The following is a 14,130-nucleotide window of genomic DNA, read 5'->3' as shown; positions in this document are numbered from 1 at the left end:
TAAGGGCAATCATCTGCAAGCTCTTAAGCCTCAAATGATCACCCTTAAAAACAGCCCTCCCACTCTTGAGCGGGAAGGCTGGACTGCTGGGCGAGATGGGCAGTAACGGTTCTACAAGGAACCCTGCAAAGTTTGCGGTGTTCCACCCATACGGCTTGTCTTGGAAAGGATTTATGTGTATATTGTTTAAACCTTATACACATTGGAAAAACCATGCGTACCAATATTGAGATTGATGACACATTGATGGAAGCCGCCATGAAGGCGGCGGGATCGGCCACCAAGAAAGCTGCCGTTGAAGAAGGGCTGCGGCTGATCGTGCGCCTCGGTGAGCAAAGGGATTTGCGTAAGTTACGGGGCAGTCTCCAGTGGGAAGGGTCGCTTGAGGACATGCGGCGGGACGCATGATTTTGGTTGATAGTTCCGTGTGGATCGATTTTTTCCGCGGCAAACAAAGCCGGGAAACTGACCTGCTTGATAGATGTCTTGGCACCGAACCTTTGTTGACAGGCGACTTGATTATCACCGAGGTTTTACAGGGGTTCAAGCATGAAAGGGACTTCCGGAAAGCCAGGGCGGCTCTTGGTCAGCTTGAATTTGCCCCCATGGTTGGAGCAGAGATTGCGCTTAAAAGCGCAGAAAATTACCGAAGGCTCAGGCAGCAAGGGATCACAGTTCGTAAAACGATTGATGTGTTGATCGCAACCTTTTGCATAGAAAATGGCCATACGCTTCTGCACTCAGACAGGGACTTTGATGTGATGGTTGACAGCCTTGGCCTTAAAACCTTGTGGAGTGAGTGGTGCCCAAATGTATTGAGCACCACCTTTTGAGTTAGGCGTCCAGATCAGTGTCGTATCATTCTGATGCGCACTGGGTTGCAGCCGCCTCCAATAATTCAGCGTTAAAGGTGATGCGGCCCTCAGCGCGGGCCGCTTGCGCATAGACCTTGATGCCATGCTCAGCGGTAAAATGCAGATCCCGCTCAAGACCGAGGCCAAAAGGTGGGCACTTAACGGATTGCAACTCGGAGAGGAGAACCGTTCCGAGCTCAGGAAACCCCAGACCGAGGTCACAGAGGCCCCAGAGGTAATCCGGATTTTCTGGATCCCGGCAGGTAATGAGCCATGTGGCTGCCCCGCAAGGATTGAAGATTTTTAGAACCGGTACACAGTCACCGCTGTCATCGGGCCAGTTTTTATCAAGTTTTTCAGCGATTGCTTTGGTGAGGAGTTTCATGACAGGTCTCCTGTGCAAGCAATGATGAAACGGTGGTCGTGGATCTGTTTTGGACCAAGCCATCTGTTGTAGGTCGCCTCATCACACTCACAGGCGAGGGTGATGATAAGCTGTTCAGGGTTTTTGATGCCGGTGAGGTTTTCCCAATCGCCGGGCAGGGATTCGCGTTCCTGATCACTCAGGCTGCGCAAAAAGGGAGCAGACATAAGTGCCTCCTTGAGTAGAGATTGAAATATGTGTGAAATGGCTGAGGCTATGGCCAGTCAGCCTTAAAGTGAGAGTTGTTGTTCGTAGGAACTATGGACCGAGTTTCTGGTCTGTATGCATGTTTGGGTTCTCCGTGGATGGTCCGGAAAAGCCTCTCTCTTCCTTTCAAACCATCACGAAAAACCAACACTCCTCTTACTCTGAGGCTCAGGCCGTGCGTATACAAAGTAAACGGCCTTGACTGCCCGGAAATATTGAATTCTTGGGCGATTTGTGGCTAAATGCCTGATGCTCGAAGTGATTGGCATGGTTCCAGGAAACTAGGTACCCAACATGGGGTCGAGCAAACACGTCACAGACAAAGAGATAGAAGAAGCGCTCAACTATGTTGCGCAGCTTATCAGTTGGTATGGGGATGCTTACTGGCCTGTCTTTGATCGGCTCGAAAAGGAGCTTGAAGAAAGACGATCAAGAGCCATGCGATTGAATGCGCGTTTAGGGTGTGCCGAGAGAAATAAAGCACCTAGCTATTTGTCATGAGAATATAGTTTATGGGCTGTTTTATAGCCTGTAGGTAGGTGTAGAGAATGAGGTTGTATTGGTTGGGTACTTGACAGCCGGCTTCTCCTGAAAAGCCTTCAATTGCTTTATAATTAATCTCAAAAGAGTAAGGTTTTACTACTCTAATATAGGGACTTAGGAACATCGCCGTTTTAAGATATCAAAGATGCGAACCGGCTGGCTTGCTGTTCAAGAAACGCTGTAATGTTCGCAAGCACGACGCTCTCCCCATTTTCTGAAGCCAACTGGTTAGCTTCTGCTAAAGCCATAGGTATTGTGCGCCATAGTTTTTCATTAGGAGCATCAAACATACGGCCATATAATTCGTTACCAATGCAGTTTAACTCTGCCACTTCCATAAATTCGCGTGCTTCAAAAAATTGAAGCCTTTTAGATAGGTGTCGCAACCGATTATCTTCCATCCTTGCAGCGACTTCGTCTCTTTTATGCCAATCCGTATTATGAAAGTGCTCCGCAATATTCCAGTCTGACCATGGGGCAAAGCCATCATTAAGCTGAAGCTCAATGTGTTCAGACTTTACAGGCTTCCAAGATGTTGCCTCCAATATAGCTGTAATCTTATCTAATAGTTGTTGATTTCCCCGAATAGCTACTGCTCTGGCCTCAAATATTTCAATGTTGCCGGGCTCTCTTAATATGTGAGGTGAAATATCTTCTAAGTATGAAAATACCGGCGCAGCATTAATTATAGTTTTAAATATAATGGAATTCTGGGCGTCAATTAGCTGTTGTAATTCTTCATCTGAAATATTAGCCAACATCTCTGGGTCATAACTTAAATCTAATAAATACTGTTGACTAGCCCACTGCCTGTTTTGACCAATTTTCATAACTATTGGAGGGCGATGATCATCTTTGCTCCAGTGAGATAAGAGTCCAACTACGTTGTTTTGTTCTAAAAAAGAAAGTGCCTCGTCCTTGCGAGAAAAACGGCATGCTTCAGACCAGGCCTCAGGTGCATTTTCTTTTATATGGCGGCAAATATATAAAGTAGCTTCAACATCACGCTCTGCTTCATGCATGCCTAAATCTGAAAACCCATTCGCTGATGCAACACTAGCCAAAGTAAAGTCCGGCTGGCCATTAGGTTTCCTATAAACGTTTAGAGAGCCAGGTGCTGTGTAGTAAGCCGCTCTCGCAATGATCAAAGCGTCAGTTCTATTATTTGAGTGGGTATTGGTATAAAACGGATAATGAAGCGTATGGAAGAATGCTTGTCTCAGGAAATACTCATCAAACCTGATGGAGTTCCATCCTAGAAATGTTGCAGGCTTCCATTCCTGCAGCTTCTCTACTATCTCCCTCATCATTGAATAGTGTGAGGGCAAACTCTGATCAAACAACTGGTCAGGCTGGATCCCATTTATTAGCAATGCTTTAGGAGATGGAACTATATGAGGCATTAACCTACATCGAACTGAAATTCGATCCAGTTCATTCAGGTTATAATCTGTATGAATAGCTGCAAATTGTAGTATTTGATCAAAGGACTTATTCAGCCCTGTGGTTTCAACATCATAAAAAATAAAACCCGACAACGAAGACCCCCATGTCTCATTTTAGGTGCTTATTTTTTTAGATTAACAATTCGCGTCTGTATTGCAAGGCTACTAACTTTAAATTTGTCTGCTAGTTCAGTGATATACTTCTCTGCCTCGTCATCTAAAAATGGGTCCGTCAGCAAATCAATATCGCACTTACTTACTTCTTCTTTTATAAGGTGCTCGGGCATGAGAAGTTCTGCAGCAAAAGCGTTTGCTTCAACTTCTATGGGGTCAACACCTGTAGCAGACTTTAAATCGCGGTATAGACCTCCAGAAAAGTTTGTATCTAAATGAACTTCCTGGGATACCAAAGCGCTATGTAGCCGATAGTGCCCAATTTCATGTGCGAGCGTAAAGCGTTTTCTATTTGCATTATGTAAGGAGTTAATTCCGATGATAGGCTTCCCATCTTTGATGAAAATCATCCCAGATAACTCATTATCCATTGGCTCGTAACGTATAGTAATATTAAGCTTACGAGCTATTCGATCAACATTGACTGGGGCTCTGGAGAGCCCTCCAAATTCTGCATGAATCTGTTTAGCGGACTCAATGGCCCGCTTTTTATTAAGTTTCATTATTTGAACTTTCCCTACTTAGAGCCGCTCATAACTCTTTTAGTCGCTTCCCAGTAACTTTGAGGAATATCCTTATTCAGAGGGAGTTCGTAATCCGAGTTTACAACCCTCGTTTTTCTAGAATCCACAGACGGCATTAAGTCCTGTACATCCATTTCAAGTGCATTAGCAAATCCATAGAGTTGTCCCACCAGTATTCTTTGCCTGCCCGCTTCAATGTTAGCCATTGATGCTCGGGATATACCCACTGTGTTCGCAAGGATATCCTGTGTCATCGACAACGCTTTTCTGCGATTCCGAAGCAAAGTGCCTATTTCTGGATATGGAAAGTCTGTGCTCATGAATTCAAGTATATAAAACTACTGATTTATGTCAATAGGGCAAACTCAATGTCATTTTCACAAACACTTAAAATACAATTATGCAAAATGTTCTTGACTCTCAGGTTCGGTTAAATCATGTTTGCATTGTGGGCGCAAAAGCGTCACTTTTGCAAACGTTCCGGTTAGGGCTAGGCCGGCTATACATGCCTTCTGCGGGGAGGCAGAAAGGTTTAAAATGAGTAATGTTCGTGAGTTGGATAGAAGCTGTACGGCTAATGCCGCGGATAAATCCCTTGGGCTGGTAATCCTTGATCAAAACTTCAAGGGGGATTTCTATGAGGTTACTGACCCGGTCGTTTCAGGTCGTGACATTATTAGGCTAGGAAAGAAAAGACCTGCAAAAAGCTACATTGTTCTTAGACAGCTAGCTTCTGGTCAAGTTGAAGAAGTGGGCCTTGATGAGAAGCTGCCCTTGCAAAATGAGAATAAAGATCGGTTTTTTGTCATAAAAGGCGATCGGACATACAGGTTTGTTGTAGATGGATACCGACTGTCTTGGCCTAATGCTGAATTAAGCGGCAAAGACATCAGGAAACTTGCTCTCAAAGACAACGACTTTGATGTCTGGCAGGAAAATGAAGATACCCCTGATAAGAGTATTCTGCCTGAGGAAAAGGTTACTTTGACTGGTAGGGGGGTGGAAAGCTTTTTTACCAAAGCCAAAGTGAAGCTAGTAGAGGTGATTTTCAATGACGAGTCTGTAACACTTGAAAAACGAAAATATACGTATCAGGAGCTGTTTCAGGTTTTTGGTGTAGTCGCGGGCTATGTCTTGCAACAAGTTCTGTCAAATGGCGAGTTTGAACCTCTTAACCCAGGAGACACTATTAAGGCCAAGGATGGTCTCGTCTTTTTCTCTCATGCTCCAGAAGGTCAGTCATCATGAGTGTAGATGAAAACTTTGCGGCCTTACGGAAAATCTATCCTGAAGTACAACTCATGGAGCAAGGCGGCCAAAAAGTTGCCTTTATCCCAAATTTAATGCTCAAGCAGTCAGGCCAAACAGTATCGCTTCAGGCACTTTTGTGGCCCTATGCTCGCGATGGATATCAGACGCGGCTTTTCTTGGAAAAAAAAGTAGATGGGGAGGCAAAGAACTGGAAATCCTTTAATCTTTTAGGGAAGTCTTGGTGGGCATGTTCTTGGCGAGGTGTACAGGCGAATCTTCCGTGGCCTGTAATATTGGCAAACCACTTAAGGGCCTTATAATGAATATTCGACTTAAGATTCCTACAGGACTGTTTGATAAAATCAGAAGTGATTTAAAAAGGCCCCATTTTTTTGCGCACGAACGTGTAGGGTTTTTAACTGCTGGGGTTGCTCAAACAAGCGAAGCGAACATTAATTTGTTCGCAAGAGAATACTTTCCTGTGGCAGATGAGGACTATGAAGTAAGTCATAGTGTGGGCGCTCAAATTGGTAGCAATGCAATTCGTAAGGGACTGCAGAGCGCATACAAAGATAAGTCTGCCTTGATACATATACACACTCATGGTGGCATGGGAATTCCTAACTTCAGTAGCGTCGATTTAAAAAGTGGGAAAAACTTTGTGCCGTCATTCTTTAACTTACTACCTCAAGTACCGCACGGGCTCGGGGTTTTAAGTAACAACGCCATTCGTTTGCTAGCATGGGTCAACAAAGAGCTTCCCCCACAAGTAGTGCGTGAAGTGGTTGAAGTTGGGTCGGTGCTCAAAAAGTATGAGGTGGCATGATGACAAAAGACAAGGATCGCCAAAGTTTTCTGGGAGCCAAAAGCAAGAAGATTTTCTCAAGTTCGGTCATAGGTATTGTGGGGCTTGGTGGAGGGGGCTCGCATATTGTTCAGCAGTTGGCCCATATTGGATTTAAGAAATATGTAATTGTCGATTACGACATCGTAGAAGATTCTAACTTAAACCGCCTTGTGGGAGCGACGAGGCAGGATTTTAGAGACGTCCTGCAAAAGACACAAATCGCGGCAAGGCTAATCTATAGTCTTCGTGAAGACGCTTCTGTCACACAATTGAACGCTAAATGGCAGGAAGTATCGGATGAACTGTATGAGTGTGATATCATCATTGGCGCTCTTGACTCTGTTTCTGCTAAAGCAGAGTTAGAACAGTTTTGTCGTCGATTTCATATTCCGTATTTCGATATTGGGATGGATGTTCACGAATTAGATACAGACAGGTATCTTATAGCGGGGCAAGTCGTGAGGTCAGTCTATGGTGGCCCGTGTCTTAGGTGTCTTGGGATTGTAACTGACAAACTACTAGAGGCAGAAGCTGCTAACTATGGGGATGCTGGTGGGCAACCTCAAGTCATTTGGCCTAATGGCATATTAGCCTCTGCGACCATTGGAATGGTGATTCACATGTTGACGCCCTGGTCATCGGATGGTCAACCTCACTCGTGCTTAGAGTATGATGGTAACCACAACACATTGGTGCCAAGTCGAAAACTTCGGGTGTTAGCTAACAAAAAGTGTGCCCACTTTCCTGACAATGAAGCAGGAGATCCTTTTTTTGATATTCGATCACTCCGCAAGAATACAACCGAGCAACATGACGCTACTCTTGAATCATTGAGAGTTTACGCTCGAGCTCTTGCAACAGTTAAGAATTGGGTTTTAGGCATATGGAAGTTCAAATGAGAAAAGTAAGACGCTTGCTAAAACGTCTGATGTTTTATGTTCAGCCTTTAATTCTACCATGTACGGTATTCTCAACATATTTCGCTTTTCAAGCCGCCAGCCTTCAAGAGCAGCAACTAAAGATTTCGGAAGAACAACAGAAGCTTGCTCTGTGGCAGTCCGAGCTCGATTCTCAAATAGTAGAAATACAGCGTCAGGCATCTTTGCCTGTATTTCAGGTAGGAATAAACTTAGTAGGACTGAAAGGTGGTAAAAGATTAGAGGAGTTACAGGTTAGTGCAGAGCGTAATTTCTCATATGACCTGAGCCCTTTAAATTCATCCAATTAGAAGTAGAGTCTGTCGTAAGGAGACAGACTGATGAGAAAGAGCCGTTTCACGGAAGAACAGATAATCCGCATCCTGAAGGAACAGGAAGCGGGTCAGCCGACGGCATCGGTGTGCCGTCAGCACGGTATCGGAGAAAGTACCTTTTATAAATGGAAGGCAAAGTACGGTGGCATGGAAGTATCGGATGCCAAACGCCTGAAAGCGCTTGAGGATGAGAACCAGCGCCTGAAGTCATTGTTGGCGGACGCCCATCTTGATATTTCGATGCTCAAAGACATCGCATCAAAAAAGTGGTAACGCCTGCCGGGAAGCGAGACGCGGTCGCTCATCTCAGCTCTGTCCATGAGGTGAGTGAACGGCGGGCGTGCAGGGTTCTGGATATTGACCGGTCCCTGATCAGATATCAGAGCCGCAGGCCTCGGGATGAACATATCCGCGAGCGTCTGAGAGCACTGTCGGCTGAACGCAAGCGCTTTGGTTACAGGCGCCTGCATATCCTGATGGCGCGTGAAGGGATCCATATCAACCACAAGAAGGTCAGACGGCTATACAAGGAAGAAGGCCTGTCAGTTCGCAAGCGTGGCGGCAGGAAGCGGGCCATAGGCACCCGTGCGCCAATCGCTGTGCCCTCACGGGTGAACGAGCGCTGGTCGCTGGGTAATACCCCCATATTTAGGGGGCTTCAAAAGTAGAAGCTTTAAGCTGCCACGGGCATGCCCATGGCAAGTTTCTGTTTCGGCGTGATGCCGCCGAGCGCCATATTGGGGCTGATAAAGACGCCTTGCTTCCTGAGTTCATTGCTGACCCGTACCTGACCGTGGGCTGGGTAGTCTACAGCATAACAAACGACAGTTTGTTCTGTTGCATCATCAACCCTGTTCTTCAGATTGGGAACACGCCTGTTCTTGTCCAACAGCGCGTCCACACCGCCATCCTCGGTAGCTTCCTTATAGCGGTAGAATGTATCTCGGCTCACGCCCATGACTTTGCAGGCCCGTGATACATTGCCCAGTTCTTCTGCCAGATTGAGAAGTCCAAGCTTGTGTTTAACGATACGATCATTAGAATTTAACATGTGAGTTACCTCATGATTTTGTTGTTTGCTTCGCAACCAACATCAAAATCGGTAACTCACATCCATGCAATCCATTTCAATTGCAAAATGTACGATCTCAGCTGAACTTATTTACTTAAGTCTTATACCTTGGTGAATGGGTCTGTTTCACTTACTGAATTGGATAAAGGTTGGGTTGCCTCTTTGTGGGTAAAAAACCTTTTTGATAAGAACTATTGGTCTAGCGTGAATTATGGCCGTGACATGTATGTGCGTTATGCTGGCATGCCACGGACATATGGTCTAACGCTTACATATAAGTTTAATTAAAATAAACAAAGCCCCCGCTTTATTTGAGGCTGGGGCTTTGTTTATCGTTTTGAAGACAGAGAGTGGGTTTGATCAAGAAAATAATGGATATGACACTCTCATAAGCAGTTTGATGATCCCTGTGTTTTCTGCAAGGAAAGTTGGTAATAAAGTATACCTATGTGGTAGGTTCAGAGACTTTTCCATGATCTTCACACAGGCTGTGGTCAGCAAGTACATGAACCACATTACACTGTAAAACGGTACCGCCTTCACATTCATTAAGGATGCGGACAAGTTCTGAGCGTAAGGTCGTCAACGATGCTATTTTGCGCTCTACTTGCTTTAGGTGGTCTCGCGCAATTTTATCTACTTTTTCGCAAGGTTGATCTGGCTGGTCTGCCAAGGCTAGAATGTTTCGGATATCATCAAGGCTGAAGCCCATATCGCGGCTGTGTCTGATAAAATTTAGACGTTCCATATCTAGGTTGTTGTAGACGCGTCTGCCGTTTTCTGCGCGCTGCGCCAAAGGCATCAAGCCAATATCTTCATAATAACGAATAGTTTGCACCTTGCAGTCTGTCTGCTTTGCTAGGTCGCCGATCATAAATTTTTCAAGCATGATTTTTCCTCTTGCTCCTACAGTTACTATAGCATGTATGCCTGTATTCATGAACACTCATAAAGAAAGGTAAAAAACAATGTCTCATGGATGCTGCGGGGGTGATGTGAAGTTTGATGGCGCCTCACAAGCATACAAACGTGTGTTGCTGGTGGTGATTGCTGTTAACTTTGTTATGTTTTTGGTGGAAGTAACAGGGGGGCTCGCGTCTGGTTCTATGGCGCTACTTGCAGATTCGCTCGATTTCCTAGCAGACAGCACCACATACACAATTTCCCTTGTTGTTATTGGAATGTCGCTTGCCGTCAGGGCAAAAGCCGGGCTTTTTAAGGGCATCTCGCTGCTTGCTATTGCTGCATGGGTGCTGGGCAGTACTGTGTACCGCATGCTTGGTGATGCTGTTCCTGAACCTGTAACAATGGGCGCGATTGGCTTCACGGCTTTTGCGGCAAATGTTTTTTGTGCGCTTCTATTGATGCGCTTTAAGGACGGCGATGCCAACGTGCGCTCTGTTTGGCTGTGCAGCCGGAACGACGCGATTGGTAATGTGGCGGTCATGTTGGCGGCATCTGGCATTTGGGTGACTGAGAGCATGTGGCCTGACTTGATTGTGGCGGGCGGTATGTCTGTTCTATTTTGCCAATCTGCCATATTAATCATTCGGCAGGCCCGCTTGGAGTTGCAGCAAGACCATGAAGCGCATCAGCACTAATTTGCATGTGTTAGCATGGCATGCGCTGCACGGGTGGCATCATTGCTACGTGCGATTATTATTAGCTTGATCCCAAAGGCCTTTTCAAAGGCCTTTGTTTGAAGTTGCATGAGTTTGCGTTTAATCGGCGAGGGGATAATGCCAACCACGCCTGTGCATGTTCCTGAAAAAACAATCTTGTTTTTCTTGAACCACAGGGCGAGAGCTTTTTTATCCTGCTTGCTGGTATCTTCTTTCGGGGGTTCTGAAACTATCATCACAAATGGCTTTTGCTGTGCAAGCAGCTTGTCCATTTCAACAATCCATTGCTCTGCAAAGCCGGGGCTAACAGCTGTGGCTGTAAACCACACAATTGGGAAGTCAGCAGTATTAAGAATGGAGGTATTCAATCTGGAAAGCCTAGGTGCAGAAAAACCATGCGATGAGGGGTGGACTATTGTACTTTGATCGTATCAAGGTCGTTTCCAAGGATGATATCGCCCTCAGGATAATAGGCACGAATTTGCCCAATGAAGGTTTCAGGTGAAAAGGTCGGGCCAATGCCAAAGTGGGTTAAAATGACCTTTTGAATCCCGGACCGTTCAGCTAGTTTTCCTACCTCTGCAGCAGTCATGTGCTCATCTTCAATATGGCCTTTTAGCACCTTAGACTGAACATCTTTGAACTGTTTTTTGATAGCTGCTGTGATGCTGTCTGGGTCTGCAATTTCAGATACCAGTATGTCGCAGTCTTTTGTAAGGGCATCTAGTGCCCTTGATGGGCCCGTATCACCAGTGAAAACAACACAGGTGTCACCCACATCAAACCGGTATGACAGGGCGTTATCAAAGCCATAGTCCTGCTCGGTCAGTGTTATGGTTGAATAATGGGAATTGGAAACCGCACTGACCCTTGTTTTACTGTCAGTGTAGATGACAACAGGCTTGTCTTCGGCGATATCATGCGCGACGAAGTATGACGAAATATCTTTTCTTGGTGGTAACTGGTGTTTGAAAATATGCCCGCCGATGTCGAGTATGTCGGCGTTCCGGCGTACAAGCTCTTTTGTGCCGTTTGGCCCGTAAATAGGTAAAGGCACATCACGCCCTTTTACCCATGAAAAGGCCATTAAAGGCCCAAGGCCTAGAGTATGATCAAAATGCATATGGCTGATAAAAACTGCATCAAGGGATGGTAGGGCAACAGACGCACGGCTTAGTTGCTGTGATATATTATCGCCTGTATCTACAATATAGACGCTGTTACCTACACGTAGCATATTTGCGGGTTGTGACCTAACCGGATGTGCGACAGGTCCACCACTTGTACCAAGCAAGATAATGTCTATGTCTGTTTTGTCGGCATCCGTATACGCAGCTATGGACGTGGAGGCTGCTAGGGCGCTTCCTATGAAAATGGCTGATTTCATTAACCTTGTTGCAAGCCACTTTGTGCTCAAAACTGTACGTGATTTATACAAACCAACACCCTTATATTAGATAGCATTGTGGAAGAGAGTAGAATTAGAGTGTGCTGTAGAGCGAATTCCACAGCACACGAACATATCAAACTTAGAAGTTAAATGTTGCCTGAATGCCATAAGTGGCGCCAATAGCAGGATAGTAGGCATCAATACCCAGCGGGTGCCCCGTAGTGGTAATGGACTGATAATCCGGCGTTGTCCGGTCGTTCAGGGCGTTTTTAACCCACGCTGTTACTGACCAAGTTGCCTCTATGTTTTGCAGGCCTACACGGATATCAAGATAATTAACCGGTTCCCGGATGTAATCATTTTCGGGGTCCCAATACCAGCTATCAATACGGCTATAGTCAGACGTCAGAAAAATTGCGAGATTATCTGTAATGGGCCTTTCATAACTCAGCCCAATGCTGAGAGAATAATCAGGCACGAGTGGCGGGGTGTTCCCAATATAGTCGGCAGCACTGCCTGCATAGCCTGATGGTGGTACGAAGTTTTTGATTTTCGCATCGGTATAGCCAAAACCAGCATTGAGTTTCAGCTCTTGTGTAATCAGAAAGGCGGTTTCAATTTCAAAGCCCTTGATTTCTGTTTTATCAATATTGATGCCTACGTTCCCCGCAGAACCAGCATCAAACAGTTTAAACTGGCCGTTCTTGAGATCAGTGTAAAACACAGCTGCACTCGTAAGAATCCTATTTTCAAGCAGTTGGCCCTTGAATCCAATTTCATAAGTTGTTGCTGTTTCAGCCTCAATAATGCTTTCACCAAAAGTTGCCGTGCTCGAATTAAAGTCACCTGCACGGAAGCCTTGGCCTACTGAACTATATACTGTAAAGCCTGCATCAGACTTATACGTCAGGGTTGCTTTAGGCTGCCATTTGGTAAATTTGGCATTGAGTGTACCGTTTTGGTTATTGCTGTCTTCATCGTAGCGCAGCGCAACGGCAAGTTCTAATTTGTCAGTAATGTCATATTCAAGCTGACCAAACCCGGCATAGTTTTCATAGTTGTTTTCATCAACCGTGGACTGAAACAAGAACGTCGTGCCAACAGGGGTGGGGGTTATCCCAAACAGAAACGGCTCAATATATAGGTCAGTGCCTAGCACACCGCTATTTTTCACATGATAACCGCCAACAAGCCAGCGCAGTGCACTGTCCTGATTTGAAGTGAAGCGAAGTTCCTGTGAAAACCCGTCATGTTTCCGTATCTGTTCTGCACGGAAAAGATCAGCTGGGGAAAAGTCAAAGTCTGCTGAAAGGCCCTCTTCAATATTCACATACGCTAAAATGGCCGTCAGGGTCCCGGCCTCAGTATCCCAGTCAATCTTGCCGGATAGGTCGTGCAGCGTGCGCGGGTTAGAGCCAACATGGTCAACATTAATGGGATCATCAACTTGTGTTGAATCGCCAGTTGAGCTTGTAATGTAAGCTGGGTCAGTCCCTTTTGTGTCCGAGTATGTGTATTTGATATCGATTTCAAGCGCCTCGGATGGCTTGGCAATAATACGTGTGCGACCTGTGAAATCTTCAAAATGATCTACGTAATTATCTGCTCCGATATTATATATCTGCCCCCGACGGTCCGAATAAGACGCACCGACAGACGCAAAAAGTTTGTCAGCAATAAGTGGGCCACTGATGGATGCCTTCGCTTTATATTCTTCGCCGCGCCCATAACCTACCAACACACGACCTTTAAATTCGTCATCGGGTTTACGGGATGTCAGGTTAATCACACCGGCGATAGCATTTCGTCCGTAAATCGCACCTTGCGGGCCTTTTAGAACCTCAATCTGTTGCAGGTCAAATTCATCAACATTGAACTGCAGGGGTGAGATGGTTAGAACGCCGTCAACAACGATAGCCGCGGGCGGTGGTGCATACTGTGACTGCGTTTGCCCCCGAATTGTAAGATAGTTTGTGCCAAGGTTTAGGGCATTGGTGAAGGTGACGTTGGGGGCCAATTTGGCAAAGTCATCCAACCCTTCTATGCCGCGTTTTTGTATCGACTCTTCGGTAAATACGGTTATCGCGATTGGCACATCTTGTAGGCTCTCGTCTCTGCGTCTTGCTGTTACCACAATTTCTTCAAAGGCAATCGCGGCATTGGTGTCGGTTGACTGTGCAAATGAAGCATCGTTTATGGCTAATGCGGCAAAGGCAATAGCGCTCGATGACTGGAAAAAAGTAAAGGCCCGCTTGTATTTCATTGTTTCCTCCTTGTTTACCCAAAGCTTTCTTATTTAATTTATGCCCAACATGTAAGGCTGTCAGACAGCTTGGCATGCGATTATCATGAGTGCAACAAAAAAATATCTCATCTAGCGACTGTGTAAACTGGCTTTAATATATAACTGTAAGCTTTTCTGGTGCTTCCATACGAAGCCTTGAACTTTAATTCATAAAATAGGAGTTTGTTATTAGCCGACTATTTGGTATTCACCTTAAAATTAAGTCTGGTTGTCAGACCAT

General features: G+C 45.5%; 18 protein-coding genes and 2 pseudogenes. 10 read left to right on the top strand and 10 right to left on the bottom strand.

The window, feature by feature from the left end; translation table 11 throughout:
• Positions 1 to 213 precede the first annotated feature (213 nt).
• Both ICL80_RS17230 and vapC read left to right on the top strand, forming a co-directional pair.
• Positions 214 to 408 carry a type II toxin-antitoxin system VapB family antitoxin gene (locus ICL80_RS17230; protein WP_194213959.1) on the top strand — a complete coding sequence of 65 codons (195 nt, stop codon included), beginning with the start codon at positions 214 to 216 and terminating at the stop codon, positions 406 to 408.
• Complete coding sequence (gene vapC, locus ICL80_RS17225; RefSeq protein WP_194213958.1) at positions 405 to 833, top strand: type II toxin-antitoxin system VapC family toxin; 429 nt, start codon at positions 405 to 407, stop codon at positions 831 to 833. The genes ICL80_RS17230 and vapC overlap by 4 nt, the downstream gene beginning before the upstream one ends.
• Before the next feature lie 25 nt (positions 834 to 858).
• Here vapC and ICL80_RS17220 read toward each other — a convergent pair whose 3' ends face one another.
• Both ICL80_RS17220 and ICL80_RS17215 read right to left on the bottom strand, forming a co-directional pair.
• Positions 859 to 1,239 (bottom strand): DUF2958 domain-containing protein, encoded by a 381-nt coding sequence (locus tag ICL80_RS17220; protein WP_194213957.1) that lies wholly within the window; start codon positions 1,237 to 1,239, stop codon positions 859 to 861.
• Complete coding sequence (locus ICL80_RS17215) at positions 1,236 to 1,445, bottom strand: hypothetical protein (protein WP_194213956.1); 210 nt, start codon at positions 1,443 to 1,445, stop codon at positions 1,236 to 1,238. The genes ICL80_RS17220 and ICL80_RS17215 overlap by 4 nt, the downstream gene beginning before the upstream one ends.
• A 334-nt stretch (positions 1,446 to 1,779) precedes the next feature.
• Here ICL80_RS17215 and ICL80_RS17210 point away from each other — a divergent pair, with 334 nt between their 5' ends.
• Positions 1,780 to 1,986 (top strand): hypothetical protein, encoded by a 207-nt coding sequence (locus ICL80_RS17210; RefSeq protein WP_194213955.1) that lies wholly within the window; start codon positions 1,780 to 1,782, stop codon positions 1,984 to 1,986.
• A gap of 173 nt (positions 1,987 to 2,159) precedes the next feature.
• On the opposite strand, the gene ICL80_RS17205 is transcribed toward ICL80_RS17210, so the two are convergent.
• The 3 genes from ICL80_RS17205 to ICL80_RS17195 are packed head-to-tail and all read right to left on the bottom strand — an operon-like array spanning position 2,160 to position 4,491.
• Complete coding sequence (locus ICL80_RS17205; RefSeq protein ID WP_194213954.1) at positions 2,160 to 3,566, bottom strand: exonuclease domain-containing protein; 1,407 nt, start codon at positions 3,564 to 3,566, stop codon at positions 2,160 to 2,162.
• A gap of 29 nt (positions 3,567 to 3,595) precedes the next feature.
• Entirely contained in the window at positions 3,596 to 4,150 is a 555-nt protein-coding gene (locus tag ICL80_RS17200; protein WP_194213953.1) for an ImmA/IrrE family metallo-endopeptidase, read from the bottom strand.
• Between the two features lie 14 nt (positions 4,151 to 4,164).
• Positions 4,165 to 4,491, bottom strand: coding sequence for a helix-turn-helix domain-containing protein (locus ICL80_RS17195; protein WP_228073647.1), 327 nt, complete (start codon positions 4,489 to 4,491; stop codon positions 4,165 to 4,167).
• Between the two features lie 217 nt (positions 4,492 to 4,708).
• Between ICL80_RS17195 and ICL80_RS17190 the strand changes: the two genes are divergently transcribed.
• The 6 genes and pseudogenes from ICL80_RS17190 to ICL80_RS18150 all read left to right on the top strand — a co-directional run.
• The gene (locus ICL80_RS17190) at positions 4,709 to 5,419 is read left to right on the top strand and encodes a multiubiquitin domain-containing protein (RefSeq protein WP_194213951.1); all 711 of its coding nucleotides are present in this window, start codon (positions 4,709 to 4,711) and stop codon (positions 5,417 to 5,419) included.
• Positions 5,416 to 5,742, top strand: coding sequence for a hypothetical protein (locus ICL80_RS17185; RefSeq protein WP_194213950.1), 327 nt, complete (start codon positions 5,416 to 5,418; stop codon positions 5,740 to 5,742). The genes ICL80_RS17190 and ICL80_RS17185 overlap by 4 nt, the downstream gene beginning before the upstream one ends.
• Positions 5,742 to 6,248 (top strand): hypothetical protein, encoded by a 507-nt coding sequence (locus tag ICL80_RS17180; RefSeq protein ID WP_194213949.1) that lies wholly within the window; start codon positions 5,742 to 5,744, stop codon positions 6,246 to 6,248. The genes ICL80_RS17185 and ICL80_RS17180 overlap by 1 nt, the downstream gene beginning before the upstream one ends.
• Positions 6,245 to 7,168, top strand: coding sequence for a HesA/MoeB/ThiF family protein (locus tag ICL80_RS17175; RefSeq protein WP_228073645.1), 924 nt, complete (start codon positions 6,245 to 6,247; stop codon positions 7,166 to 7,168). Before ICL80_RS17180 ends, ICL80_RS17175 begins: the two co-directional genes overlap by 4 nt.
• Positions 7,153 to 7,497, top strand: a complete 345-nt coding sequence (locus ICL80_RS17170; protein WP_194213948.1) for a hypothetical protein — start codon at positions 7,153 to 7,155, stop codon at positions 7,495 to 7,497. Before ICL80_RS17175 ends, ICL80_RS17170 begins: the two co-directional genes overlap by 16 nt.
• Positions 7,498 to 7,527: 30 nt before the next feature.
• Positions 7,528 to 8,153 (top strand): annotated as a pseudogene (locus tag ICL80_RS18150) (transposase); the annotation flags it as partial.
• Positions 8,154 to 8,263: 110 nt separating this feature from the next.
• Here the strand turns inward: ICL80_RS18150 and ICL80_RS17155 are convergent.
• Positions 8,264 to 8,572 (bottom strand): annotated as a pseudogene (locus ICL80_RS17155) (helix-turn-helix domain-containing protein); the annotation flags it as partial.
• Positions 8,573 to 9,038: 466 nt separating this feature from the next.
• Positions 9,039 to 9,482 carry a MerR family transcriptional regulator gene (locus ICL80_RS17145; protein WP_194213944.1) on the bottom strand — a complete coding sequence of 148 codons (444 nt, stop codon included), beginning with the start codon at positions 9,480 to 9,482 and terminating at the stop codon, positions 9,039 to 9,041.
• 79 nt (positions 9,483 to 9,561) lie between these two features.
• On the opposite strand from ICL80_RS17145, the gene ICL80_RS17140 reads away from it, so the two are divergent.
• The gene (locus ICL80_RS17140) at positions 9,562 to 10,194 is read left to right on the top strand and encodes a cation transporter (protein ID WP_194213943.1); all 633 of its coding nucleotides are present in this window, start codon (positions 9,562 to 9,564) and stop codon (positions 10,192 to 10,194) included.
• Here the strand turns inward: ICL80_RS17140 and ICL80_RS17135 are convergent.
• The 3 genes from ICL80_RS17135 to ICL80_RS17125 all read right to left on the bottom strand — a co-directional run bounded on the left by ICL80_RS17135 (position 10,191) and on the right by ICL80_RS17125 (position 13,868).
• Positions 10,191 to 10,583, bottom strand: a complete 393-nt coding sequence (locus ICL80_RS17135; protein WP_194213942.1) for a hypothetical protein — start codon at positions 10,581 to 10,583, stop codon at positions 10,191 to 10,193. The two genes, ICL80_RS17140 and ICL80_RS17135, sit on opposite strands and share 4 nt — an antisense overlap.
• A 44-nt stretch (positions 10,584 to 10,627) precedes the next feature.
• Positions 10,628 to 11,653 carry an MBL fold metallo-hydrolase gene (locus ICL80_RS17130; RefSeq protein ID WP_194213941.1) on the bottom strand — a complete coding sequence of 342 codons (1,026 nt, stop codon included), beginning with the start codon at positions 11,651 to 11,653 and terminating at the stop codon, positions 10,628 to 10,630.
• A 91-nt stretch (positions 11,654 to 11,744) separates the two neighbouring features.
• Positions 11,745 to 13,868 carry a TonB-dependent receptor gene (locus ICL80_RS17125; protein ID WP_194213940.1) on the bottom strand — a complete coding sequence of 708 codons (2,124 nt, stop codon included), beginning with the start codon at positions 13,866 to 13,868 and terminating at the stop codon, positions 11,745 to 11,747.
• Between the last annotated feature and the right edge of the window lie 262 nt (positions 13,869 to 14,130).

This window comes from Kordiimonas pumila, assembly GCF_015240255.1.
GTDB lineage: Bacteria > Pseudomonadota > Alphaproteobacteria > Sphingomonadales > Kordiimonadaceae > Kordiimonas > Kordiimonas pumila.
This window is presented reverse-complemented; position numbering and strand designations above follow the sequence as displayed.

Coding starts and splice junctions, on each gene's coding strand:
- ICL80_RS17230 (WP_194213959.1), top strand. CDS start 214: ATGCGTACCAATATTGAGATTGATGACACATTGATGGAAGCCGCCATG.
- vapC (WP_194213958.1), top strand. CDS start 405: ATGATTTTGGTTGATAGTTCCGTGTGGATCGATTTTTTCCGCGGCAAA.
- ICL80_RS17220 (WP_194213957.1), bottom strand. CDS start 1,239: ATGAAACTCCTCACCAAAGCAATCGCTGAAAAACTTGATAAAAACTGG.
- ICL80_RS17215 (WP_194213956.1), bottom strand. CDS start 1,445: ATGTCTGCTCCCTTTTTGCGCAGCCTGAGTGATCAGGAACGCGAATCC.
- ICL80_RS17210 (WP_194213955.1), top strand. CDS start 1,780: ATGGGGTCGAGCAAACACGTCACAGACAAAGAGATAGAAGAAGCGCTC.
- ICL80_RS17200 (WP_194213953.1), bottom strand. CDS start 4,150: ATGAAACTTAATAAAAAGCGGGCCATTGAGTCCGCTAAACAGATTCAT.
- ICL80_RS17195 (WP_228073647.1), bottom strand. CDS start 4,491: ATGAGCACAGACTTTCCATATCCAGAAATAGGCACTTTGCTTCGGAAT.
- ICL80_RS17190 (WP_194213951.1), top strand. CDS start 4,709: ATGAGTAATGTTCGTGAGTTGGATAGAAGCTGTACGGCTAATGCCGCG.
- ICL80_RS17185 (WP_194213950.1), top strand. CDS start 5,416: ATGAGTGTAGATGAAAACTTTGCGGCCTTACGGAAAATCTATCCTGAA.
- ICL80_RS17180 (WP_194213949.1), top strand. CDS start 5,742: ATGAATATTCGACTTAAGATTCCTACAGGACTGTTTGATAAAATCAGA.
- ICL80_RS17175 (WP_228073645.1), top strand. CDS start 6,245: ATGATGACAAAAGACAAGGATCGCCAAAGTTTTCTGGGAGCCAAAAGC.
- ICL80_RS17170 (WP_194213948.1), top strand. CDS start 7,153: ATGGAAGTTCAAATGAGAAAAGTAAGACGCTTGCTAAAACGTCTGATG.
- ICL80_RS17145 (WP_194213944.1), bottom strand. CDS start 9,482: ATGCTTGAAAAATTTATGATCGGCGACCTAGCAAAGCAGACAGACTGC.
- ICL80_RS17140 (WP_194213943.1), top strand. CDS start 9,562: ATGTCTCATGGATGCTGCGGGGGTGATGTGAAGTTTGATGGCGCCTCA.
- ICL80_RS17125 (WP_194213940.1), bottom strand. CDS start 13,868: ATGAAATACAAGCGGGCCTTTACTTTTTTCCAGTCATCGAGCGCTATT.